Source organism: Streptomyces sp. FIT100, assembly GCF_024584805.1.
In the GTDB taxonomy this organism is placed as follows: Bacteria; Actinomycetota; Actinomycetes; order Streptomycetales; family Streptomycetaceae; genus Streptomyces.
In genome coordinates this window covers 2,408,626-2,431,896 of record NZ_CP075715.1, presented here as the reverse complement: position 1 = coordinate 2,431,896, position 23,271 = coordinate 2,408,626, and the positions used below count along the sequence as shown (strand labels likewise).

At 73.3% G+C, this 23,271-nt stretch carries 25 protein-coding genes and 1 pseudogene; 17 read left to right on the top strand and 9 right to left on the bottom strand.

The window, feature by feature from the left end; genetic code table 11:
- Positions 1–109: 109 nt before the first annotated feature.
- The 3 genes from KK483_RS10585 to KK483_RS10575 all read left to right on the top strand — a co-directional run bounded on the left by KK483_RS10585 (position 110) and on the right by KK483_RS10575 (position 2,669).
- On the top strand, positions 110–1,477 hold the full coding sequence (locus KK483_RS10585; protein ID WP_399016017.1) for a ferric reductase-like transmembrane domain-containing protein: 1,368 nt from the start codon (positions 110–112) through the stop codon (positions 1,475–1,477).
- Between the two features lie 171 nt (positions 1,478–1,648).
- Positions 1,649–1,849, top strand: coding sequence for a hypothetical protein (locus KK483_RS10580; protein WP_262004972.1), 201 nt, complete (start codon positions 1,649–1,651; stop codon positions 1,847–1,849).
- 37 nt (positions 1,850–1,886) lie between these two features.
- Entirely contained in the window at positions 1,887–2,669 is a 783-nt protein-coding gene (locus KK483_RS10575) for a TSUP family transporter (protein ID WP_262004971.1), read from the top strand.
- Positions 2,670–2,917: 248 nt separating this feature from the next.
- Here KK483_RS10575 and KK483_RS10570 read toward each other — a convergent pair whose 3' ends face one another.
- The 3 genes and pseudogenes from KK483_RS10570 to KK483_RS35305 form a co-directional block, all read right to left on the bottom strand.
- Positions 2,918–3,271 (bottom strand): hypothetical protein, encoded by a 354-nt coding sequence (locus tag KK483_RS10570; RefSeq protein WP_262004970.1) that lies wholly within the window; start codon positions 3,269–3,271, stop codon positions 2,918–2,920.
- Between the two features lie 16 nt (positions 3,272–3,287).
- On the bottom strand, positions 3,288–4,271 hold the full coding sequence (locus KK483_RS10565) for a transcriptional regulator (protein ID WP_313879510.1): 984 nt from the start codon (positions 4,269–4,271) through the stop codon (positions 3,288–3,290).
- Positions 4,272–4,364: 93 nt separating this feature from the next.
- Positions 4,365–4,541: pseudogene (locus tag KK483_RS35305) on the bottom strand (multiprotein-bridging factor 1 family protein); the annotation flags it as partial.
- Between the two features lie 226 nt (positions 4,542–4,767).
- Here KK483_RS35305 and KK483_RS10560 point away from each other — a divergent pair.
- From KK483_RS10560 to KK483_RS10535, 6 genes are all read left to right on the top strand, one after another.
- Positions 4,768–4,935 carry a hypothetical protein gene (locus tag KK483_RS10560; protein WP_262004968.1) on the top strand — a complete coding sequence of 56 codons (168 nt, stop codon included), beginning with the start codon at positions 4,768–4,770 and terminating at the stop codon, positions 4,933–4,935.
- Positions 4,932–5,135: a hypothetical protein gene (locus KK483_RS10555; RefSeq protein ID WP_262004967.1), complete on the top strand. Its 204-nt coding sequence runs from the start codon at positions 4,932–4,934 to the stop codon at positions 5,133–5,135. Before KK483_RS10560 ends, KK483_RS10555 begins: the two co-directional genes overlap by 4 nt.
- Positions 5,136–5,333: 198 nt before the next feature.
- On the top strand, positions 5,334–5,732 hold the full coding sequence (locus KK483_RS10550) for a hypothetical protein (RefSeq protein ID WP_262004966.1): 399 nt from the start codon (positions 5,334–5,336) through the stop codon (positions 5,730–5,732).
- A complete protein-coding gene (locus tag KK483_RS10545; protein WP_262004965.1) occupies positions 5,729–6,427 on the top strand; it encodes a DUF6875 domain-containing protein in 699 nt (232 codons plus the stop codon). Before KK483_RS10550 ends, KK483_RS10545 begins: the two co-directional genes overlap by 4 nt.
- 56 nt (positions 6,428–6,483) lie before the next feature.
- Positions 6,484–7,236 (top strand): protein kinase domain-containing protein, encoded by a 753-nt coding sequence (locus tag KK483_RS10540; protein WP_313878696.1) that lies wholly within the window; start codon positions 6,484–6,486, stop codon positions 7,234–7,236.
- Complete coding sequence (locus KK483_RS10535) at positions 7,233–7,697, top strand: GNAT family N-acetyltransferase (protein ID WP_262004963.1); 465 nt, start codon at positions 7,233–7,235, stop codon at positions 7,695–7,697. Before KK483_RS10540 ends, KK483_RS10535 begins: the two co-directional genes overlap by 4 nt.
- A gap of 85 nt (positions 7,698–7,782) precedes the next feature.
- Here KK483_RS10535 and KK483_RS10530 read toward each other — a convergent pair whose 3' ends face one another.
- The 4 genes from KK483_RS10530 to soxR form a co-directional block, all read right to left on the bottom strand.
- On the bottom strand, positions 7,783–8,460 hold the full coding sequence (locus tag KK483_RS10530) for a class F sortase (RefSeq protein WP_262004962.1): 678 nt from the start codon (positions 8,458–8,460) through the stop codon (positions 7,783–7,785).
- Positions 8,461–8,632: 172 nt separating this feature from the next.
- Positions 8,633–9,193 (bottom strand): hypothetical protein, encoded by a 561-nt coding sequence (locus KK483_RS10525; protein WP_262004961.1) that lies wholly within the window; start codon positions 9,191–9,193, stop codon positions 8,633–8,635.
- A gap of 234 nt (positions 9,194–9,427) precedes the next feature.
- Positions 9,428–10,192, bottom strand: coding sequence for an aminotransferase class IV (locus tag KK483_RS10520; protein WP_262004960.1), 765 nt, complete (start codon positions 10,190–10,192; stop codon positions 9,428–9,430).
- Positions 10,193–10,579: 387 nt separating this feature from the next.
- Positions 10,580–11,035, bottom strand: coding sequence for a redox-sensitive transcriptional activator SoxR (soxR, locus tag KK483_RS10515; RefSeq protein WP_262004959.1), 456 nt, complete (start codon positions 11,033–11,035; stop codon positions 10,580–10,582).
- A 54-nt stretch (positions 11,036–11,089) separates the two neighbouring features.
- Here soxR and KK483_RS10510 point away from each other — a divergent pair, with 54 nt between their 5' ends.
- The 3 genes from KK483_RS10510 to KK483_RS10500 are packed head-to-tail and all read left to right on the top strand — an operon-like array spanning position 11,090 to position 12,459.
- Positions 11,090–11,674: an NADPH-dependent FMN reductase gene (locus tag KK483_RS10510; protein WP_262004958.1), complete on the top strand. Its 585-nt coding sequence runs from the start codon at positions 11,090–11,092 to the stop codon at positions 11,672–11,674.
- Positions 11,675–11,710: 36 nt separating this feature from the next.
- The gene (gene cutA / locus KK483_RS10505; protein ID WP_262004957.1) at positions 11,711–12,046 is read left to right on the top strand and encodes a divalent-cation tolerance protein CutA; all 336 of its coding nucleotides are present in this window, start codon (positions 11,711–11,713) and stop codon (positions 12,044–12,046) included.
- Positions 12,043–12,459: a gamma-glutamylcyclotransferase family protein gene (locus KK483_RS10500; protein WP_262004956.1), complete on the top strand. Its 417-nt coding sequence runs from the start codon at positions 12,043–12,045 to the stop codon at positions 12,457–12,459. The genes cutA and KK483_RS10500 overlap by 4 nt, the downstream gene beginning before the upstream one ends.
- A gap of 283 nt (positions 12,460–12,742) precedes the next feature.
- Here KK483_RS10500 and KK483_RS10495 read toward each other — a convergent pair whose 3' ends face one another.
- Positions 12,743–14,857 (bottom strand): molybdopterin oxidoreductase family protein, encoded by a 2,115-nt coding sequence (locus KK483_RS10495; protein ID WP_262004955.1) that lies wholly within the window; start codon positions 14,855–14,857, stop codon positions 12,743–12,745.
- A 98-nt stretch (positions 14,858–14,955) separates the two neighbouring features.
- Entirely contained in the window at positions 14,956–15,573 is a 618-nt protein-coding gene (locus KK483_RS10490) for a vancomycin high temperature exclusion protein (RefSeq protein ID WP_262009425.1), read from the bottom strand.
- A gap of 338 nt (positions 15,574–15,911) precedes the next feature.
- Here KK483_RS10490 and KK483_RS10485 point away from each other — a divergent pair, with 338 nt between their 5' ends.
- The 5 genes from KK483_RS10485 (at position 15,912) to dnaG (ending at position 22,742) form a co-directional block, all read left to right on the top strand.
- Positions 15,912–16,781 carry a hypothetical protein gene (locus KK483_RS10485; protein WP_262004954.1) on the top strand — a complete coding sequence of 290 codons (870 nt, stop codon included), beginning with the start codon at positions 15,912–15,914 and terminating at the stop codon, positions 16,779–16,781.
- 107 nt (positions 16,782–16,888) lie between these two features.
- Entirely contained in the window at positions 16,889–17,860 is a 972-nt protein-coding gene (locus KK483_RS10480) for a sirohydrochlorin chelatase (protein ID WP_262004953.1), read from the top strand.
- Between the two features lie 38 nt (positions 17,861–17,898).
- A complete protein-coding gene (locus KK483_RS10475) occupies positions 17,899–19,221 on the top strand; it encodes a deoxyguanosinetriphosphate triphosphohydrolase (RefSeq protein WP_262004952.1) in 1,323 nt (440 codons plus the stop codon).
- A gap of 198 nt (positions 19,222–19,419) precedes the next feature.
- Positions 19,420–20,688 (top strand): NAD(P)/FAD-dependent oxidoreductase, encoded by a 1,269-nt coding sequence (locus tag KK483_RS10470; protein ID WP_262004951.1) that lies wholly within the window; start codon positions 19,420–19,422, stop codon positions 20,686–20,688.
- A 125-nt stretch (positions 20,689–20,813) separates the two neighbouring features.
- Positions 20,814–22,742 carry a DNA primase gene (gene dnaG, locus KK483_RS10465; protein WP_262004950.1) on the top strand — a complete coding sequence of 643 codons (1,929 nt, stop codon included), beginning with the start codon at positions 20,814–20,816 and terminating at the stop codon, positions 22,740–22,742.
- The last annotated feature ends 529 nt before the right edge of the window (positions 22,743–23,271 follow it).

The following is a 23,271-nucleotide window of genomic DNA, read 5'->3' as shown; positions in this document are numbered from 1 at the left end:
AGGGCGCCTTAAGGATCTCCCGTACGCCGCTGACCAGCCCCTTTTCCTCCCGCCGCGGCCCTAGGTTGGGGCCGTGACGATCGAGGCCACCGCACCGCGCACCCCCACCATGCGCACCCCCGCCCCCGCTGCGCCCACCGGGCGCACCCCTGCCACCGCGCCGCCGCCCCCGCAGATCTCGCCCCGTGCCCTCAGGGACGCCCTCGCGGCCGGCGCCGCCGCGGTCGTCCTGCTGTGGGCCGTGCAGGTCGAGCCCTCGGCCCGGCTGGACGCGCTCTTCGCCACCGCCGCGCACATCACCGGGCTCCTCGCCGGATACGGCGTCCTCGTCATGCTGCTGCTGATGGCCCGGGTGCCCGCGATCGAGCACGGCGTCGGCGCCGACCGGCTCGCCCGGTGGCACGCCCGCGGCGGGCGGCACGTCCTCTGCCTGTGCCTCGGGCACGCCTTGCTCGCCCTGTGCGGATACGCCGCCCACACGGGCACCGACCTGCTCTCCGCCGGCGCGGGTCTCCTCGGCTACGGCGCCATCGCCGCCGCCACCGCCGGCACCGCCCTGCTGATCGCGGTCGGCGCCGTGTCCGCCCGCGCCGTACGCCGCCGGATACGTCATGAGACCTGGCGGGCGGTGCACCTGCTCACCTATCTCGCCGCGGCCCTCGCCTTCGCCCACCAGCTGGCCGGGCCCGACATCGCGGGCAGTGCCCTCGCCGTGTGGGTGTGGGCGCTGCTCCACACGAGCGTGGCCGTGCTGCTGCTCTGGTACCGGGCCGTCGTCCCCGTACGGCAGGCGCTGCGGCACGGGCTGCGCGTCGCCGAGGTCCACAGGGAGTCGCCCGACGTCATCTCCGTGGTCATCAAGGGCACCGGCCTGGGTGAACTCGGCGCCGAGGCGGGCCAGTTCTTCCGCTGGCGGTTCCTGCGGCGCAGGCTGTGGCACACGGCCCTGCCGTTCTCGCTGTCCGCGCCCGTCCGCGACGACACCCTGCGCATCACCGTCAAGACCGTCGGAGACCACACCCGGCGGATGCGCCGGCTCCGCCCGGGCACCCGGGTCATCGCCACGGGGCCCTTCGGGGCGCTCACCGCGCACCGCCGCACCCGGCGCAGGGTCCTGCTGCTCGCCGGCGGCGTCGGGATCACCCCGATGCGCTCCCTCTTCGAAACCCTGCCCGGCGGCCCCGGCGAGCTCACCCTCCTCTACCGCGCCGGAAACGCCGCCCAGCTCGTGCTGCGCTCCGAACTGGAGGAGATCGCCCGGGCCCGCGGCGCCGCGCTGCACTATCTCCTCGGCCCGTCGGACGCGGCCTACGATCCGCTGTCCCCACAGGCGCTGCGCGACCTGGTGCCCGACCTCGCCGACCACGACGTGTACCTGTGCGGGCCGCCCGGCATGACGGCCGCCGCGACCGCGGCGCTGCAGCGCGCGGGGGTGCCGGAGGCGCGGATCCACACCGAATGCTTCACCTTCGCCTGACGCCCCGCCGTTACCCCCCGGGGGCCTGCCGAGCTGCTCCCATCCGCTTCCGGCCGCTGCGTTCCGTTCCCCGCCTCTCCGCCTCCCCGCCTCTCCGCCTCCCCGTCTTCCCGCCTTCCCCGCCCCTCCCGCCCCTCCTGTCCTCCCTGTCGTCCGAGGAGCCCGCGCCGCATGGCACGCCACCGCAGACCCGCCCGCCCCACCCGCCTCACCGGCGAAGCCGCCCGACGCGGCCTCGCCCTCACCCTTGCCGGCGCCAGCGCGCTCACCGCCACCGTGCTCGCCGTGGCGGGCGTGCCGGCCGCGCCGCCCGCCCCTGACCGGATACCCACCGGTGGAACCTCAGACGTAGCTCAACTCTCCCGAGAATGATGGACGGCACACGCATCTGATTCGTAGGGTCGCGGCCATGCCCGACATATCGCTGACCACGCTCGTTCTTCTCTGCCTCGCCGCGGCCGCGGCCGGCTGGATCGACGCGGTGGTGGGAGGCGGCGGGCTGCTCCTCCTGCCGGCGCTGCTCCTCGGGATGCCGCACGTACCCGCCGCCCACATCCTCGGCACCAACAAGGCGGTCGCCATCGTCGGCACGTCGGGCGCGGCCGTGACGTACGTCCGCAAGGCCCCCGTCCAGGTGGGGACGGCCGTGCGGATCGGGCTCACCGCCCTCGCGGGTTCCATGGCCGGCGCGTTCTTCGCCGCCGGCATCAGCAGCGAGGTGCTCCGCCCCGTGATCATGGTGGTGCTGCTGGGCGTCGCCGCGTTCGTGATGCTGCGCCCCTCCTTCGGCGCCGCCCAGGACGGCCGCCGCACCGCCACCCGCACCCGCGTCATCGCCGCGATCGTGCTCGTCGGCGGCGGGATCGGCTTCTACGACGGCCTCTTCGGCCCCGGCACCGGCACCTTCCTCGTTCTCGCGCTCACCGCGGTGCTCCACCTCGACCTGGTCACGGCCTCCGCCACCGCCAAGATCGTCAACGTCTGCACCAACGCGGGCGCCCTCGCGATCTTCGCCCACCAGGGCACCGTCCTGTGGCAACTGGCCGCTCTGATGGCCGTCTTCAACCTCGCGGGCGGCATGTTCGGGGCACGGATGGCGCTGCGCAAGGGCGCGGAGTTCGTCCGCGGCGTGCTCCTCGTCGTTGTGTTCTCGCTGGTCGCGAAGCTTGCGTTCGACCAGTGGTCGGCGTAGGGCGGCAGGGGCGCGGCCGACGGGGCACCTCCCCCGGTGCCGTGACCGGAAGGTTCACCGGCTCGCAGTGTCCGGTGCGGCGCCTCGCGGTGTTGTCGGAGCCGCCCGAGTACGCCGGAGAGAGTCGCAACACCGCTATGACCTGCACAACGCGCAGGGAGGGTGCTTCCGTGGCTACCTTGACGGCTACGTAAGGAGATGCCCCCGCCCGGAGCGGTCCGGACAGGGGGCTTCGTCGCTCTCGGGGTTCAGACGGTCTGCTCGATGCGATCGAAGATGTCCGAGTCCGTCTCCTGCTGCCAGGCGGGGAGATCGACCCAGTCGGCAACGTATCCGGGCTTCGGATCCTTGAAGTACCTGAACATCTGGGCGGTCCAGCAGATCGCGACGAAGCGGCCCTTCTGCTCGCGGGTGAGCCGCGTGGCGTACCCTTCGCTGATCTTGATGAAGTCGCGCACCTGTCCGTACACGGCCGCGGCAGCCTCGCGCTCCCACTCGGGCGTCTCGTCCCATGGCGTGACGTAGCCGGGCTTCGGTTCACCGGGGTAGTGCTTGGTCACACCAGCGATCCACGCCTCGCGGAAAATCCGACCGTCACTCATGCACGTGTCCCTCTCGTCATGCGGTACGCGAAAGCGCCGCGATTCGATGATCCAGATTCGAGACTCGACCATCGGACATAAGCGGGGCAAGACGCCCTCGGAGTCCGTCCAACTTCTTGCCGATGAATCCAGAGTTCGACTGGCTGGCCAGGCCGATCGCGGCCTCCGCGTACTGCACGACCTGGTCGACGTCGCGCCGGTGGACCCCGACCACGGCGAGGTCGCTCAGCACAGCGGCACGGCGACGCAACGACAGAGGCTGGGCAAGGGCTGCGGTGAGGGCGTCTTCCGCAAGGTCGGGACGGCCGAGTTGGAGGTAGCAGGCTCCTCGTTCCTCGGCGAGGCGAGAGCCGTCGAAGCGGAGCCAGCCGCCGTTGTGGGAGTGGTCGTCGAGGGAGTGCACCTTCTCGGCTTCGTCGAGGGCCCGAGTGCAGGCGTCGATGTCGCCCAAAGCCGCGTACGCCTCTGCATGGACGGCGGCGACCCAGTGGCGGGTGGACAGTGCACTGTCGCCCCGTCGGGCGATCTGGGAGGCCGCCGCCAGCAGCGGCTGGGCAGCGGGCGCGCGGCGTGCGTACAGCTCGACATAGGCATGGCGGGTCATGGCACAGGCCCAGAGGTCGTCGTCACCACCGGCATGGGCAGCGTTGGCTGCCAGCGTGTAGCACTGAGCGGCGTCGGTGTACCGGTTGGCATCGAAGAAGAGTTCGCCGGCGAGTTGGTAGAGGTCGGCCGCCATCGTGCACAGCCGGGCCCGGTCCGCTGCGGTGCGTGCCTCGGCCAGGCCTTTCGTCAGGACGTCGAGCTGCTTGCGGACCGCCTGGAAGGCGGTCTGCTTGGAGTCCGAGAGGGTGAAGACCTGCCACAGGCTGCGGTGCAGATCCTCCCCTGTCTCCAGGAGCGCCGTCGCCGTGTGTCCTCGGGGGACCCCGTCCGAACCGGTCAGGGTGACCAGCGCGCCCGTGATGGCGAGGAGGCCCAAGACATCGCGGCGCTTCATATCCTCATCATCACCGTGGAGAAGGGGTGGGGTGTCAGGAGGCACGGTCGTTTCGATTGATTTTTGTTCGAAGAGAAGCCCTTCCAGCTCGGAGAGAGTGACTCCTAACAGGCTGGCAATCTTGGGGCGTTGGTGTGGCTGTGGTGTGGCACGGCCGCCCTCCCAACGGATCACGGTGGACGCTGCCACCGTGAGCGCTTCGGCGAATTCCTCCTGAGAGTAACCCTGTACCGACCGCCGCTCGGCAAAACGCCTACGCCTTAACGCCATTGGTCTCCCCTCACGAAGGGCCCCCACTCGCAACACCCGGTGCGCGGAAAGCGCCTGGGCGATGCGCGGAGTCCGCTCTGGGAGACGGTAACGGATCGTCGTTCACTGGTCACACGCCACTCGGAGGTGGAAGGACCCTCCGGGCGGCTTCCCGAGGCAGTGGGCCGCGCCGCGTCCCCCGTCCGAACTGCGGCCCGCTGCTGCCCCGTCCGAGAGGAGTTACCGCGTGACGACCTCCGAACTGCCCCGCAGGAACCCTGGCGCCAGCGGCCGTACGTACACGCCGCCGGAGCCCCAGCCGGGTGCTCCGAGCCGGGCTCTGCGGATACGGGCGGCCGACGGCTGGGAGAAGTTCATGCGCCGCGTCGAGGCCCGGCAGGAGAGGGAGACGTGAACCCGGTCGGGCCCGACGGCTACGAGCAGCACCCGCTCCTGAACACGAACGTCCGCGACATCGCCTCACGCGGGGAGGGTGTGCTCGTCGCCGTCACGCACGAGCGCCACAGCCACGGCACGGTCCGGATCGCGCACATCCGGCCCGAGAGCGGCGTCGAGTGGACGGCCGCGGCCGACAATATCCAGCTCGTGCGGTGACGACCCGGTTACGCCTCTGGCCCGGATGGCGCCGGCAGCTCGCTGTCCTGGCGTACGTCGCCGTCGCCACGGCCGTGGTCGCGCTGGCCGTCGTTGCAGGCCTGACGGACCCACGGATTTCCGTCCCGCACGCGTAATGACCGACCGCGGGCGGATGCATCACCAAGCAGCACTCGAAAGACCGTTGAGAGGAGCACCATGAACACCACCGCGATCAAACTCCGTGAGCTCGGCCGCTTCCTGGCCATCGCCGGGCAGCGGTTCAAGAGCGGCGGGGGTCCGGCCGAAATGTTCTCGCGGGCCGTGGACGCCGAGTGGCACCAAGTGCTCGCCACCCCCGAGTACGCAGCGTTCAGCACCGAGCACGCCGGGGCTGTCCTGGGGCACCGCGAGATGAACGGAACCGGCCCGATCGGCTGGGTGACCGCGTATGAGCAAGCGTACGGGCCGCTGTCGGAGATCTGGTTCACCGACGAGAAGGGCGACCTCGACGAGGCCGCGCTCGCCCGCTACAAGGAGACCGGCAAGGTCGTAGCCGAGTGGGACTGCGGCCCCACCACTGGGGACGGCGACGACGTCGCACCGGGCAGCCGGTGACCGTCACACGCATCGACGGAGCGTCCCGGCCGACCGCTGGGGCGCTCCGCCTCGTCGAGGCCAGTACCACCAGGCCGCGGTCCATCGACATCGCAAGGTACGTACAGCAGATGACGGACCACTGCCCCTACCTTTCCCCCTCCGCCGAGCAGAGGCTGACCACCTGGACCGTCTATCGCACCGCCGGCGGCGCGGACGCTGTGGAGGCGGAGATCTTCCATGCCGGCGTACAGGCCGCCGAGTGGCTGCGGCCGCTGATCCACCGGCCGCACGGGTTCCTTCGATGCGAGAACATCGTCATTCTGGGCGAGGTCTCCTGTACCCGGCACCGCGACCTGCTGGGGTGGCCGCACTGGGCCCTCAAGCATCTGTACGGGCCCGTGGGGATCATGTTCGGCAAGTTCCATGCGGGCAAGGAGGAGAACACGCGGGCCGGCGAACGCATCCCGGCCGCCCCGGTCTCGTTCCTCCCCGTGAGAGCCGCGATCCGCCGACGCGACCCGAAGTTCCTCCGCGCAACCCCCGACCTGGCCGCCGCGCTCGCCGTGGCCGACGACGATGGCCGCGACGTCTTCGAGTCCATCCCCTACGACTGGACGGAGATCCGCACATGGGCGAAGCGTTTCCTCCCCCCGGTGAAGCTATCGGCCTCCTCAAGGATCACGTCGGCGAGCCCTTCACGACCCGGCTCCTGAGCGACCGACGGGGCTCGCGGGCATGGAAGATCCAAGGCCCCAAGAGTGCGGTCGCGTTGAAGGCGAACAACCCCGACGACGCGACCTCACGTGACAAGGCCGCCGAGATGGCCCAGGAGGACGACTACCTCGTCCGCCTCACCGAGGCGGGCGCGCTCAACCCCGGCTACCGGGTCGACGCCGGTTCGTGGGACGGCGGCCGGTGGCTCGCGGTTCGCTGGGTCGACGGCGCTCCGATGTGGCGAGCGTTCGCTCTGGCACGCGGACCCGAGGGTGACCGCCCCTCCGTACGCCCCTGGCTCCTGGGTGTCGCCGGGACGTGGGCTGAGTGTCTCGCCCGGATGCATGCCGCTGGGTGGGCCCATGCCGATGTCCAGCCCACCAACACTCTGATCACGAACAACGGCTGCGCTGCGGTCATCGACTACGCCCTCGCCTGCGGTCCCAACGACGGGCCGCGCCTCCCTTACCGGGGCGCGCTCACCCACACCACCGCCCCCGAGATCGCAGACGCCATCCTCACCACCACCCCGGACACTCATATCCAGGCAGAGCCGCCGGCAGACGTCTGGGGACTGGGCGCGACGCTGTTCTGGTGCTGGACCGGACACCGGCCGGTCTCCTATGAGGACGGCACCCCGCGCGAGGACAAGCTCAAGGCCATCGCAAAGGCCACGACGCTCCCTCTCGACGACGTCCGCCCATGGCCCTTCCCTCATTTCGAGGAAGTCATCCGCGCGTGCCTGGCCGCCTCCCCGGAGAACCGGCCGTCCTCAGCGGACCTGGCCGCTCTCCTCGGAGCATCGTGACCGCCCTCCGACCGCTCACATCCTCGGACGCCCCGGCGATTCGCCGCGTCTACAGCGGGGCCGCCGTGACGTTCCTCGGACGCCCGGAAATGACCGGTCCGGAGGCCGAGGAGTACATGGTGCGGGTGCAGGAGTGGCCCGCCGCCGACCCGATCGAGCAATACATCCTCGGCGTGGACGTCGGCGGGGACCTGGTTGGCGTCGTCAAACTGGGCCGCCGTCCCGGCGGGCACGGACGGCTGGGCTACGTCCTACGCGAAGACTGCTGGGGCCGGGGCTATGCGACGAGCGCCGTCCGGCAGCTCGTCGCCTTCGCCTTCACCACCGCTGGCCTCGAATCCCTCGGAGGCAAGCACCATCCCGGCAACCCTGCCTCGGGCCGGGTACTGACCAAGGCGGGATTCACGCGGTTCGGGATCCGAGACGGGATGATCGAGTACCACCTGGCCGACAGGCCTTGAGTGTCCAGCGGTCCGGCCCTCACGTCCGCAGAGGCCGCGCCCCTGCTGGTCGGCCGGGAGGCCTGGCCCAGGGCACCCCCTGGTGCTAGCCGCCGTCCTCGCGCACGCCGATGAGGTGCGCGTACACCACCACGTTCCCCCGGTAGCCCGACCGGCTGTCGAAGCCGCCGCCGCAGGTGATCACCCGCAGCTCGGCCCGGTCCGCGGCTCCGTACACCTTCCCGTCCGGGAAGTCCTCCTTCTCGTACACCTCCACCGCGTCGACCGTGAACACCGCCGTGCGGCCGTCCTCGCGGAGCACCTCGACCCGGTGGCCCTTCCTCAGCGTCCCCAGGTGGTAGAAGACCGCCGGGCCCCGTCCGTTGTCGACGTGCCCGGCCACGATCGCCGTGCCGCGCGCACCCGGCGTGGTGCCGTCCTCGTACCAGCCGGCCAGGTTGCGGTACTTCTCCGGCGGTACGTCGAGACTTCCGTCGGCGTCCAGACCGAGACCCGTCACCGGGGCGTCCACGCGGATCCGGGGGACGCGGACACGGACGGGCGCGGACGGCGGCAGCGGGTCCGCGGCGGCGTCGGTGTGCCCGCCGGCGGCGAACGCCTCCGCGGCGGACGGCACGGGTGGGGTGATGTCGCGGGAGCCGTTCTGGACCAGCCAGCTGCCGAGGCAGACGGCGCCGGCCAGCAGCCAGCCGACGCCTTTGCGCCCGACGGTCCGGTCAGCGCCCTTGCGCCCGACGGTCCGGTCGGCGCCCTCGCCCTGCATCAGAAGCCCTCCGTGCTCGGAACTCCTCTGGACATGGCTCCCCGCCCCCGTCAGCCGGACGCATGACGGGGGCGGGGACGGCGGTACGAGGACGGTGGAGGCCGAGTGGCCGAGGGACGGTCCGGCCCGCACAGGGACTCACGCCCGCCGGCCGTCCCGACGCCGCTCTCCGTCAACTCCCCTGCGCGCCGCTCGCCCGACGGCGCAGGAGCCAGGTCCCGCCGGCAGCGGTCGCGGCCAGAACGGCCGCGCCCACCGCGATCTGGGTGGTGTCGGGCCCGACGCTGCCGCCGACGCCCGTCTTCACATGGCCGCTCGGCTGCTGGCCGAGCTGCCCGGTTCTGCCGCGACCCCCGAGGGACTGGACGACCAGATCCCCGGTGGCCTCCTTGCCGTTGTCGCACAGCACGCCGATGCCGTAGTTGCCCGGTTCGGCGTCCTCCGGCACGGTGAACCGGCCGGCCACGACCTCCTTGCGCGAGCCTGCGCCCGTGCCGGGAGCGGCCGTGAAACCGCCCGCACCGAGCGACCGCGCATCGCCGGTGCCATGGCCGTCCCTGCCGCAGGCGGCCGTGGTGACGGTCACCTTCGTGCCGGGGGCCGCGACCGCGGGTGTGATCTCCAGCGGCTCGAACTCCGCCGCGTGGACCGCCGGGGTGACGACGGCGACCATGCCGGTGCAGACGGCGGCCGCCAGTGCGGGGCCTATCAGCGGGCGGGCAGTGGTGCGCATATCGTCCTCCGGGCGGCGATCGCGTCCTTCACCTCCGAGGTAACGGCCAACGCGCCCGCCACGCCTGCTGATGGTCGATCAGATTCGCCCGTATTGGCCGCGTGTCGCTCTTGCCGCGGAGCATTTCCGCAGGTCAGGGTGGTGAGACTGCTCCATCGGCCGTGTCGTGCGGGCCGCCGCGCCGAAAGGGTGACGGCCGGGTCCCGCGCGGTCGGCCGGGTCCGGGAGCCGTTCTCAGATCTCGTCCCGGGGCACCGCGTCGTACCCCTCCCGGACCCGCTTCATCAGCTCCTCCTCCACCGCGAAGGCGGTCGAGTCGATCCGCCGCACCGGCGCGAAGCCCTGCGAGTTCATGAGGAAGGCCGCGCGGTACGAGGGAAGGTCCGCCAGCGTCACCACGCGCCGCGCGGACGGCAGCAGCCGCGGCTCCAGCAGCGCCATCGTGATGCCGCGCAGGGCCGGCGCGTCCGGCCAGACCACCGAAGTGCCGTCCCAGAAGGCCACATTGGTGATGTGCCCCTCCGAGACCACCCCGCCGGGGCCGGTCAGCAGCGCGTCGTCGTAGCCCGCGCGGGCGGCGGCGCCGCCGTAGTAGCCCTGGGCGAAACCGCCCAGGTGCTTGATGTGGGCGACCGGCCGCTGGTACGGCACCGACATCAGGCTCCTCGGCGCCTCCGCCATCGTCTGCGGTCCGCGCACCGTCACCGCGACGGCCGTCTCGTAGACGTAGACGCGCACGGACGCGTCGCGCATCCCGGCCGACGCGAGGGCGTGCCGGACGAGCGTGCGCACCCGCTCCCCGTCCAGGCCCCTGCCGAAGAGCTCCCGCGTCGCGCCGGCCAGCCGCTCCAGGTGCAGCGCGAGACCACGCACCCGTCCGTCGCGCACCTGCATCGCCGTGAAGTGGCCGTACCCGCTCTGGAGTACGGCAAGGGCGGCCGGGGCCGCGTCGGCTGCCGGGCACCCGTCGATCTCGATGTAGGGGAGGGCGATGCTCATGCGCCCACCCTAGGTCGTGTCTTCAAGGTCCCGTCTGCCCGGCGGTGTCTGGCACGCTCCCCCAGAGCTCGCGCCTGGGAGGTGCCCCCGCCCCCCTGGCCCTTCGGGCACGGGAGGTGCCCCCCACGCTGCGTTGTCGTCGGTCGCCGATGTCCCCCGTGGCCCTTCGGGCACGGGAGGTGCCCCCACCGCATGGACTCCCCCTCCTCCGCCTTGCGATCGCCCGCACCAGACGCCGCCGGGCCCGCCCGCCGGGCCCGCCCGCCGGGCCCGCCCTCCGGGTGGACGACGCCACATTCTCCCGTGGCCATCGGCGTCCGGGTCGTCGGCGCCGACCGTGGCCTCCCGTGGCTCTCGTGGCTGTCCCGGGCCCGGGCCTCGTCGCTCTCAGTCCTCGATCAGCCGGCGCGGCCCCGGACCGTGCGAGGCCAGTTCGTCGCCCGGATTGGACAGCACGCACCGGTCCAGCGAGAGGCAGCCGCAGCCGATGCAGTCCGTGAGGTTGTCCCGCAGCCGCTGGAGCGTGCGGATCCGCCGGTCCAGGTCGTCGCGCCAGCACTCCGAGATCCGCGCCCAGTCCTCCCGTGTCGGCGTCCTGTCGTCCGGCAGCAGCCCCAGTACCTCCCGGATCGTGGCCAGTGGGATGCCGAGCCGCTGCGACGTGCGGATGAAGGCGACGCGGCGCAGCGTGTCCCGGCTGTAGCGGCGCTGGTTGCCGGAGGTGCGGCGGCTGCTGATCAGGCCCTCGCGTTCGTAGAAACGCAGTGCGGAAGGGGCGACACCGCTGCGTTCCGCCAGCTCGCCGACGGTGGCTTCCTTGGCGTCCCAGGCGAGGTGGCTCATGCACGGCAGCGTACCGCTTGACCTCAACCTTGGTTCACATACGAACCTCGGCTCATGGATCTCACCCCGCTCAAGCTCACCGTCATCGTCGGCAGCAACCGCGAGGGCCGCTTCGCCCCCGTCGTCGCCGACTGGTTCGCCGGCCGGGTCGCCGGCCGCGAGGACTTCACCGCCGACGTCGTCGACCTCGCCGAGTCCGATCTGCCCACGGCGCTCTCGTACGCCCCCGACGACCGCGTCCGCGCCGAACTCGACCGCATCTCGCCCCGTCTCGACGCCGCCGACGCCTTCGTCGTCCTCACACCCGAGTACAACCACTCCTTCCCCGCCGTCCTCAAGAACCTCATCGACTGGCACTACACCCAGTGGCAGGCGAAGCCCGTCGCCTTCGTCTCCTACGGCGGCATCTCCGGAGGGCTGCGCGCCGTCGAACAGCTCCGCCAGGTCTTCGCCGAACTCCACGCCGTCACCGTCCGCGACACCGTCTCCTTCGCCGGCGCCCGCGGCCTCTTCGGCGCCGGAGGGCGGCTCAAGGACCCCGCGGGCCCGGACGCCGCCGCCAAGACGATGCTCGACCAGCTCGCCTGGTGGGGCACCGCGCTGCGGGAGGCCAGGGCCCTGCGCCCGTACGCGGGCTGACGGATACGTTGGGGGCCCGAACCCCCCGGAGGAGGAGTGCTCGTGACGGTCCTGACGGTCCTCACCACCACGGACAGCGCCGCCAAGGCCGAGGAACTGGCCCGCGGCGCGGTCGAGGCGCGGCTCGCCGCCTGCGCCCAGATCTCGGCACCCGTCACCTCGGTCTACCACTGGCGGAACGCCATCGAGACGAGCGAGGAGTGGCAGGTCCTCCTCAAGACGACCGAGGCGTGCTACGACGCGCTCGAAACGCATCTGCGGGCCCACCACGACTACGACACCCCTGAGATCATCGCGGTGCCGGTGGTGCGGGGGAGCGCGGCGTACCTGGAGTGGGTGGCGGCGCAGACGTCGGCGCCGGAGCCGAGGTGAGGCAGGAGCTCCCGTTCTTCGTGTACGGCACCCTGCGGCCGGGCGAGCACAACCACGACCTCTTCCTGCGCGGCCGCACGTGCGCGGAGGAGCCCGCCCGGCTGCCGGGCGCGCTCCTCTACGAGGGCCCCGGCTACCCGTACGCCGTCGACGGCGACGGCACCGTGACCGGCGAGCTCGTCACGGCGGCGCCGGGCCACTACCGCGAGCTGACCGCGGTCCTCGACCACCTGGAGGAGTACGTCGCCCCCGCCGACCCCCGCAACCTGTACGAACGGGTCGTCCGCACCGTCCGCACGGAGCGGGGCGCCGTCGTGGCGTGGGTGTACCTGGCGGCGGAGCACACCGCGGCGGAGCTGCGGGCCCGCGGGACGCCGATCCCGGGCGGGGACTGGTCGACCACGTCGGGCTGACGTCGGCCCGCGGCGCCGGCACCGGCGCGCCGCAGAGGTCGGCGCGCCGCAGGGCTCAGCTTCGCCGTGGATGTCGGCGCGCCGCAGGGCTCAGCTTCGCCGTGGATGTCGGCGCGCCGCAGGGCTCAGCTTCGCCGTGGATGTCGGCGCGCCGCAGGGCTCAGCTTCGCCGTGGATGTCGGCCCGCCGCAGGGCTCAGCCCCGCCGTAGACGTCGGCCCGCCACAGACCTCAGCCCCGCCGCAGACTTCAGCCTCGCCGTAGAGGTCAGCCCGCCGCAGGGCTCAGCCCCGCGCCGCTTCGAGGCGGACCGCGCAGACCTTGAACTCCGGCATGCGCGAGGTCGGATCGAGCGCCGGGTTGGTCAGCGTGTTGGCCCGCCCCGCCCCCGGCCAGTGGAACGGCATGAAGACGGTGTCCGGCCGGATCGTCTCCGTCACCCGCGCCGGCGCCACCGCCCGCCCCCGTCGCGACACGACGGCGACCGGATCGCCGTCCGCCACGCCCAGCCGTGCGGCGAGGCGCGGATGCAGCTCGACGAAGGGCCCCGGCGCGGCGGCGTTCAGCTCGGCGACGCGGCGGGTCTGCGCGCCGGACTGGTACTGCGCCACCACCCGCCCGGTCGTCAGCACGACGGGGAACTCCGCGTCGGTCTCCTCCGCGGCATCCCGGTGCGAGACGGGCACGAACCGCGCCCGCCCGTCCGCCGTGGCGAACCGCTCCAGGAAGAGCCGCGGCGTCCCGGGATGCGGTTCCGGCGCCTGCGGGCACGGCCAGAAGACGCCCTGCTCCTCCTCCAGCCGCCGGTAGCTGATCCCCGAGTAGTCCGCGGCCCCGCCCGCCGAGGCCCGCCGCAGCTCGCCGAAGACCTCCTCCGGGTCGGCCGGGAAACCCTTCCCGTGCCCCAGCAGCGCGGCCAGCCCGTGCAGGACCTCCAGGTCGCTCCGTACCCCCTCGGGCGGGCTGAGCGCGCGCCGGCGCAGCAGCACACGCCCCTCCAGGTTCGTCGTCGTGCCCGTCTCCTCCGCCCACTGCGTCACCGGGAACACCACGTCCGCCAGCTCCGCCGTCTCCGACAGCACCACGTCCGCGACGGCGAGGAAGCCGAGCGAGCGCAGCCGCTCCTCCACGTGCGCGGCGCGCGGTGCGGAGACCACCGGGTTGGACCCCATCAGCAGCAGCGCCTTCACGTCCCGGCCGAGCGCGTCGAGGAGTTCGTACGCGCTGCGCCCGGGGCCCGGCAGCGTCTCGGGGGCGATGCCCCAGACGCCGGCGACATGGGCGCGGGCCGCCGGGTCGTCGATCTTGCGGTAGCCGGGGAGCTGGTCGGCCTTCTGGCCGTGCTCACGGCCGCCCTGCCCGTTGCCCTGCCCGGTCAGGCAGCCGTATCCGGCCAGCGGCCGGCCCGCGTTCCCCGTCGCCAGGGCGAGGTTGATCCAGGCGCCGACGGTGTCCGTGCCCTTGGACTGCTGCTCGGGGCCGCGTGCCGTGAGCACCATCGCGGCGGGGGCGTCGCAGAACAGCCCGGCCGCCGCCCGCAGTTGGGGCACCGGCACACCGGTGATCCGTTCGACCAGCTCGGGCCAGTGGGCCATGGCGGCCGCCCTGGCCTCCTCCCATCCGGTCGTGCGGTCCCGGATGAACGCCTCGTCCGTGCGCCCCTGCGCCACCACCAGGTGGAGCAGCCCGAGCGCGAGCGCCAGATCGGTGCCGGGGCGCGGGGCGAGGTGGAGGTCGGCCTGCTCGGCGGTCCTGGTCCGGCGGGGGTCGACGACGACGAGCGAACCGCCGTTCTCCTTCAGCTCGGTGAGATGGCGCAGGGCGGGCGGCATCGTCTCGGCGAGGTTCGACCCGACGAGGATCACGCACCCCGTGCGCGGGATGTCCTCCAGGGGGAACGGCAGTCCGCGGTCGAGCCCGAACGCCCGCTGGTGCGCGGCCGCCGCCGACGACATGCAGAAGCGGCCGTTGTAGTCGATCTGCGAGGTACCGAGGACGACGCGGGCGAACTTCCCGAGCGCGTAGGCCTTCTCGTTGGTCAGGCCCCCGCCGCCGAACACCCCGACCGCGTCCGCCCCGTGCACCGCCCGGGTCCGCCGCAGTCCGTCGGCCGTCGCACGCAGGGCCTCCTCCCAGGTGGCCGGTTCGAGCCTGCCTGTGGCGGGGCTGCGGACCAGGGGCCCGGTCAGCCGTACCCGGGAGGAGAGCAGGGCGGGTGCCGTACGTCCCTTGCCGCACAGGGCGCCCCGGTTGACGGGGAAGTCGGCGCGCTCGACGACCTCGACGGCCGTCGCCGGGTTCCCGGAGCCGCGCAGGTTCATGCCGCACTGGAGGGAGCAGTAGGGGCAGTGGGTGGGGACGAGCGCGGAGGCCGCGGGGGCCGCGGGTGCGTGGGACATGCGTCCCAGCCTGCGCGGCGCCTGTTACGGCGGTGGGCCCGCCCCATTACGGCCCCGGTACGCGCACCTCCGCCGCTGCCCCGGCCGGCTGTGAGCGCTTACGGCGCGCCGGCCGAGGCCAGGGCCTCCGTCACCCCCGGCTCCTGCCGGCCCAGGAACCGCGGATCCGGCTTGAACGCGGCGTCCAGCGCCGCCTTCCCCGCGGCGAACATCTCCCGCGTCCCGCCGTAGTACCACGTTGCGTCGTGCGGCTCGGCGACGCCGACGCCGTACGCCTCCACCCCCGCCGCGTCGCACAGGGCGATCGCCCGCTTGATGTGGAATCCCTGCGTCACCAGTACCGCCTCGTCGACCCCGAAGATCTTCTTGGCGCGTACGCACGAGTCCCAGGTGTCGAAGCCGGCGTAGTCGCTGACGATCCGCCCGTCCGGCACCCCGCGGGCGGTGAGGTACGTGCGCATGGCGTCCGGCTCGTCGTACTCCGCGCGGCTGTTGTCGCCGGTGACGAGGACGACCCTGACCTTCCCGGTCCGGTACAGCTCGGCGGCCGCGTCGAGCCGGTGCGCGAGGTACGGGGTCGGCCTGCCCTCCCACAGTCCGGCGCCGAAGACGACGGCGACATCGCGTGCGGGCACGTCGGCGACGGTCCGGACGCGGCTGTCGGCGGCGGCGTGCATCCAGGTCGCCGGGGCCAGGGCGAGCACGGTGCCGAGCATGAGCGCCTGCACGGCCCGCCGCTGCCCGCGCCGGGTCCGCGGCAGGACCGTGGTCAGCCGGGGTCGCCGGATCTGCCGGATCTGCCGGGTCCACCGGATCCGCGGTGGCGGTGTGAGCCGGCGGGCCCGTGCGCGTAGCTGTACGCCCGCTCGCCGTATGCCCGCCCGCATCCGCTTCCCCACCTGCATGTGCCGAGCCCCCTGGTCCGGTTGCCTGATCCGGTGACGTGTCCGGTTGACGTGTCCCACCACGTCCGACGCTTCCGGAGGCGCGACGGTTCAGCCACCCGCACCCGGAAGTGCCCCGCCGCCCGCAGGCCGTCCGGCATCATTGCTCCATGATCACTGCGTCCGCCAGGAACAACGCCGAATGGTGCGACACCATGTGCCGCGCGCACGGGAGCCCGGGGATCTTCGGCGAGCGGGCCTGGACCAGCGAGCGGCGCACCCCGCCCCTCTACCCGGACGCCGTGACGCTGTCGCCGCTGGCCACGGCCCGCGAGGTGCTCGACGGGATCGACCGTGAGACGCCCGGCTGCTCGGTCAAGGACAGCTTCGGGCACCTGGATCTGTCGGCCGAGGGGTTCGACGTGCTCTTCGAGGCGCGCTGGATCCACCGCCCGGCCGCCCTCGCGGCCCCCGTCGCCCCGGACGGCGTCACCTGGCGACCGGTCCGCACGGTCCGGGACCTCACCGCCTGGGAGACCGCGTGGGCCGGCGGCGACGGGAGCCTGACCGGACTGTTCCGCCCCGAACTCCTCGCCGACCGCGCCACCACCGTCCTCGCGGCCACGACCGACCGGGGCAGGCGCATGGTCGCCGGAGCGGTGGTGAGCCGCAGCGGGTCGGTCATCGGCATCTCCAACCTCTTTGCCACCGACGCCGATTCCGGTCCCGATTCCGGTCCTGATGCCGGTGCCGGTGCCGGTGCCGATGCCGATGCCGGTTCCGGTTCCGGTTCCGGTTCCGGTTCCGGTCCTGAGTCCGGCGCCGATTCCAGCACCGGCCCCGGTTCCGGCTCCGGCTCCTCCCGTTCCGCCTCCGGGCTCGACCGCGCCTGGGCCGGCTGCCTGGCCACCGTCGCGCGCGTCTGGCCCGGCATCCCGGTCGTCGGCTACGAGTCCGGCGACTCCCTGGACGCGGCCGCCGACCAGGGCTGTGTGCCGGGCGGGACGCTGCGGGTCTGGCTCGCCGATGGACTCGGGTGAGCGGGGCGGGAGAGCTGACAGCGCCGCCGACGGGGCGGTGAGACCGCGGAAAACACCCGTCACCCCTGTGCAACGACACGGCAACGTCCGGCAGGCAGGATCGGTTCATGACGGAGTCGGCACACCCTCACGAGTCCCTGGCCCCGAACCAGCTGCCCCTCGACACCACCTCACAGCTGCTCACCCGCATCACGGCGCAGCTGGGGGCGCAGCTCAGCCATGTCCAGCTCAACGGAGTGCGCAGGCCCATGAGTTCACCACGCACATGCCCCGCCGCCGGCCCGCCCATACCCGGCTCGGGCGCCCTCGCCGCCCCTGGCCTCGCCCCCGCCCCCGCCCCGGGCCCCGCTCTCGTCGCCGTCGCGCACGGCAGCCGCGACCCCCGTGCGCTGCGCACCGTGCACCGGCTGCTCGACCGGGTCCGCGAGCTCCGTCCCGGCCTCGACGTCCGGCTCGGGCACATCGAGCTCGACGAACCGCTGCTCCCCGACGCCCTCGCCGCCCTCGGGGACCGCGAGGCCGTCCTCGTACCGCTGCTGCTCGGCCGCGGCTACCACGTGAAGCGGGACATTCCCGGCGCCGTCGCCGCCGCGCCCCGGCCGGACGCCAGGATCGCGCCGCCGCTCGGCCCGCATCCGCTGCTCGTCGAGGCGCTGTACGCGCGGCTCGCCGAGGCCGGATGGCGCGACACGGACGACGGCAGCCGGAGCGCGGGTGTGGTGCTCGCCGCCGCCGGGTCGCGCGACCCCGAGTCGGCCGCCGACGCCCGCCGCACCGCCGTGATGCTGAGCGAGCGCCTCGGCGGGGTGCCCGTCGTCCCCGCCTACGCCTCCGGTGTCTCGCCCACCGTTCCCGAGGCGCTGCGCGCGCTGGCGGCCCGGGGCCGGCACCGTATCGCCGTCGCCTCGTACTTCACCGCGCCCGGACGGTTCGCGTCGGCCGCCGCGGCCGCGGCACCCTGGGCCGCGGCCGCCCCGCTCGGCGCCCACCCCGCGATGGCGCGGCTCGTGCTCCAGCGCTACGACGAGGCGGCGGGCACGCCGTCCGGGGCGAACCGTCGCCTGCTGGTCACCGCCTGAGCCGCTCACCGTCGGCGTCTGCGGTTACCGTCAGGGGCATGGAAGGCATCACGGGCAGCACCGATCCTCTCCGCCACGGCGTCGAGCACCCCTATGACGAGTCGGCCACCGCACGCTGGGCCGCCGAGCCCGACAAGCGCCCCGGCCGCACGGCCTTCCAGCGCGACCGCGCCCGGGTGCTGCACTCCGGCGCGCTGCGCCGCCTCGCGGGCAAGACCCAGGTGGTGACCCCCGGGACGCGCAGCGGGGCCTGGGACCCCAGCCCCCGCACCCGGCTGACGCACTCCCTGGAGTGCGCCCAGGTCGGCCGTGAGCTGGGCGCCGCGCTCGGCTGCGACCCCGATCTGGTCGAGGCCGCCTGCCTCGCCCACGACCTGGGCCATCCGCCCTTCGGGCACAACGGGGAGCAGGCGCTCAACGACGTCGCCGAAGGCTGCGGCGGCTTCGAGGGCAACGCCCAGTCGCTGCGGCTGCTCACCCGCATCGAGCCCAAGCACTTCGTCCGCACCGCCGGCACGCAGGAGCCGGCCAGCGTCGGCCTCAACCTCACCCGGGCGGCTCTGGACGCCGCGACCAAGTACCCGTGGCCGCGCGGCGGCAACCCGGCCGACCCCGGCTCGCCGAAGTTCGGGGTGTACGAGGACGACCTCCCCGTCTTCGCCTGGGCCAGGGAGGGCGCCCCGGCCCACCGCAAGTGCTTCGAGGCACAGGTCATGGACTGGGCGGACGACGTGGCGTACTCGGTCCACGACTTCGAGGACGGCCTGCACGCCGGCCACATCGACCCGAACGCGCTCCTGTCCGAGCACGAGCGCCAGGAGATCTGGGCGGTCGCCGTCGGTCGCTACGTACCGAAGGACACCGACCCGCAGGCGCTCGCCGACGCCCTCGACCGCCTCGTCGACGAGGAGTGGTGGCCGCACGGCTATGACGGCTCGGCCGTCGCCCAGGCCCGGCTCAAGGACGCCACCAGTCAGCTCATCGGCCGGTTCTGCCTGGCCGCGGAGGGCGCGACACGGCAGGCGTACGGCACCGGCCGGCTCACCCGGTACGCGGCGGAGCTCGTCGTCCCGGACGAGGCCCACCTCGAATGCGCCGTTCTCAAGGCGGTCGCCGACCGCTATGTGATGCAGCGGGCCGAGCAGGAGGCGCTGCGCGCCGAGCAGCGCGTCGTCGTCGCCGAGCTCGCCGACGCCCTGGTCACCCGGGCGCCCGAGGGCCTGGACCCGCAGTTCCGCGCCCTGTTCGACACGGCGGCCGACGACCGGGCGCGCAAGCGGGTGATCGTCGACCAGATCGCCTCGCTCACGGACGCGTCCGCCCGCGCCCTGCACACCCGCCTGACCGCGCACCGCCGCTGAGCCCCGCGGGCCGCCGCCGGGCCGCCGCCGCAGGGGGCGCGCCGGGCCGATGCCGTACCGCCCGCCGGGCGTGCGCGGGTTGGCCGGAACCGACACGCCCACCAGGGCGTCCCCCCTTCCCCCACCACGCTCCGTGCGGGACTCTCCAAGAAGGCGGCGTAGCGTGCAAGGGAAGCGGAAACCAAGAGGAGGCATCAAGTGGTCGACGCGCATCGGACTTTCGTCATCGTGGGTGGGGGACTCGCCGGGGCCAAGGCCGCGGAGACCCTCCGCGCCGAGGGATTCACCGGCAGGGTCATCCTGATCGGTGATGAACGCGACCACCCGTACGAACGCCCGCCGCTGTCCAAGGGCTATCTGAACGGCAAGGAGGAGCGCGACAGCGCCTTCGTCCACGAGCCCGCCTGGTACGCCCGGCACGACATCGAGCTGCACCTCGGCCAGCCCGTCACCGCCGTCGACCGCGAGGCCCGGTCCGTCCTGCTCGGCGACGGCACCACCGTCCACTACGACCGGCTGCTGCTCGCCACCGGCGCCGAGCCGCGCCGGCTCGACATCCCCGGCACCGACCTGGCCGGCGTCCACCATCTGCGGCGCCTCGCCCACGCCGACCGGCTGCGGCAGACCCTCGCCGGCCTCGGCCGCGACAACGGCCACCTGGTGATCGCCGGGGCCGGCTGGATCGGCCTGGAGGTCGCCGCTGCCGCCCGCGGCTACGGCGCCGAGGTGACCGTCGTCGAGCCCGAGCCCACCCCGCTCCACCAGGTCATCGGCCCCGAGCTGGGCCAGCTCTTCACCGACCTGCACCAGGAGCACGGCGTGCGCTTCCACTTCGGCGCCCGGCTCACCGAGATCGTCGGCCAGGACGGAATGGTCCTCGCCGCCCGCACCGACGACGGCGAGGAGCACCCCGCCCACGCCGTCCTCGCCGCCATCGGCGCCGCCCCGCGCACCGGGCTCGCCGAGGCCGCCGGGCTCGCGCTCGTCGACCGCGCGCACGGCGGCGGGGTCGCCGTGGACGCCTCGCTGCGCACCTCCGACCCGGAGATCTACGCGGTCGGTGACGTCGCCGCCGTGCACCACCCGCTCCTCGACCTGCGGCTCCGCGTCGAGCACTGGGCGAACGCGCTGAACGGCGGCCCCGCAGCCGCCCGCGCGATGCTCGGCCAGGAGGTCTCGTACGACCGGATCCCGTACTTCTTCTCCGACCAGTACGACCTCGGCATGGAGTACTCCGGCTGGGCGCCGCCCGGCTCGTACGACCAGGTCGTGCTGCGCGGCGATGTGGGCAAGCGGCAGTTCATCGCCTTCTGGCTGAAGGACCGCAAGGTGCTGGCCGGGATGAACGTCAATGTGTGGGACGTCACGGAGGACATCCAGGGCCTCATCCGCACCGGGAAGCCGGTGGACACCGACGCCCTCGCCAACCCCGCGACGCCGCTCGGCGCCGTCAGCCCGGCCCCGTAGCCGTACGCGGGGGACGCCGCATCCGACAGGGACCGCGTCCGGGGCCGGGTCCCCGGCCGTGGGCTGCTTCTCCCGGGGGTCGACCCCCGGACCCCCGGACCCCCGGACCCCCGTAGAATCTCCGCGTGGCAGGCAGGATCAACGATGACGACGTGAAGGCGGTACGGGACGCGGTCCCGATCGACTCCGTCGTGTCCGAGTACCTCCAGCTGCGCAACGCGGGCGGCGGCAACCTCAAGGGCCTGTGCCCCTTCCACGACGAGAAGTCCCCCTCCTTCCAGGTCAGTCCGAGCAAGGGTCTCTTCCACTGCTTCGGCTGCCAGGAGGGCGGGGACACCATCGCCTTCGTCCGCAAGATCGACCACCTCTCCTTCTCGGAGGCGGTCGAGCGGCTCGCCGCCCGGGCCGGGATCACGCTGCGGTACGAGGAGGGCGGGTACAACCCGAGCCACCAGCGCGGCGAGCGCATCCGCCTCGTCGAGGCGCACAAGGTCGCCGCGGAGTTCTACACCGAGCAGCTGGAGACCGGCGCGGAGGCCGAGATCGGCCGGGCGTTCCTCGCCGAGCGCGGCTTCGACCAGGCCGCGGCCCAGCACTTCGGCGTGGGATACAGCCCGGCGGGCTGGGACCACCTCACCCGCTTCCTGCGCGGAAAGGGCTTCTCCGACAAGGAGCTGGTCCTCTCCGGTCTCTCCCAGGAGGGCCGCCGGGGCCCCATCGACCGCTTCCGCGGCCGGCTGATGTGGCCCATCCGGGATATCTCCGGTGATGTCGTCGGCTTCGGCGCGCGCAAGCTCCGCGACGACGACAACGGCCCGAAGTACCTGAACACCCCCGAGACGGCGATCTACAAGAAGTCCCAGGTGCTCTACGGCATCGACCTGGCGAAGAAGGAGATCGCCAAGTCCAGCCGCGCCGTCGTGGTCGAGGGCTACACGGACGTGATGGCCTGCCATCTCGCCGGCGTGCCGACGGCGATCGCGACCTGCGGCACCGCCTTCGGCGGCGAGCACATCAAGATCCTCCGCCGGCTGCTGATGGACAACGGCAGCGCGAAGGTGATCTTCACCTTCGACGGTGACGCGGCCGGGCAGAAGGCCGCCCTGCGCGCCTTCGAGGACGACCAGAAGTTCGCCGCGGAGACCTTCATCGCGATCGCGCCGGACGGCATGGACCCCTGCGAACTGCGCCTCGCCAAGGGCGACGAGGCCGTGCGGGAGCTGGCCGAGCCGCGCAACCAGCTCTTCGAGTTCGCGATCCGCCACCTCGTGAAGAACTACGACCTGGAGACCCCGGTCGGCCGCGCCGCCGCGCTCGACGAGGCCGCGCCCATCGTCGCCCGCATCAAGAACAGCGCCTCCCAGCACGAGGTCGCCGTGCAGCTCGCGGGTCTGCTCGGCATCCTCGACACCCAGTTCGTGGTCAAGCGGGTCTCGCAGCTCGCGCGGTGGGCACGGGAGCGGGGCGGCGGACCGGGCGGCCCCGGCGGCCCGGGGCAGGGGCGCGCGCAGTCCCGCCAGGCGCCGTCGTACGACACCCAGCGCCCCGTCGCGCACCCCGGCGGCCCCGCGCTCAATCTGCGCAGCCCCGCCCACCGCACCGAGCGCGAGCTGCTCAAGCTCGCCCTCCAGCACCCGGAGCTGGTCTCGCCGGCCTTCGACGCCTACGGGGGCGACGAGTTCACCGCCCCGCCCTACGCGGCCGTGCGCCAGGCCATCGCCGAGGCGGGCGGCGCCGAGCAGGGCGTCCCCGACGCTCCGGCCTATCTCGCCCGGGTCCGCGACGCCGCGCCCGACGACACCGTCCGCGCGATGGTCACCGAGCTCGCCGTGGAGGCCGTCCACTCCAGGACCGTCGACGAGACCTACGCGGGCGTCCAGCTCGTCCAGGTCCGGCTGCGCGCCGTCGACCGCCGCATCCGCGATGTCCAGGGCACCCTCGCCCGCCTCGGCGCCCACGGCTCGGCGGAGCAGCTCGCGGCCGTGCAGAACGAGCTGTGGGTGCTCCAGCAGTACGGCCAGTCGCTGCGGAACAGGGGCGCGGACGCCCTCTGAGAGGCGACCCCCGGACCCCGGGGGCGCGTAATCGCCCGGTCGCGGATCGGCCGCGCTGTGTTGTGCCGGGGGTGACCCGCGGACCCCGGGGGCGCGTAATCGTCCGGTCGGGGATCGGCCGCGCTGTGTTGTGCCGGGGGTGACCCGCGGACCCCGGGGGCGCGTAATCGTCCGGTCGGGGATCGGCCGCGCTGTGTTGTGCCGGGGGTGACCCGCGGACCCCGGGGGCGCGTAATCGTCCGGTCGGGGATCGGCCGCGCTGTGTTGTGCCGGGGGTGACCCGCGGACCCCGGGGGCGCGTAATCGTCCGGTCGGGGATCGGCCGCGCTGTGTTGTGCCGGGGGTGACCCGCGGACCCCGGGGGCGCGTAATCGTCCGGTCGGGGATCGGCCGCGCTGTGTTGTGCCGGGGGTGACCCGCGGACCCCGGGGGCGCGTAATCGTCCGGTCGTGGACCGGCCGCGCTGTGTTGTCCCGGGGGCGACCCCCGGACCCCCGGCCGCGTAACCGCCCCGTCACGGACCGGACGC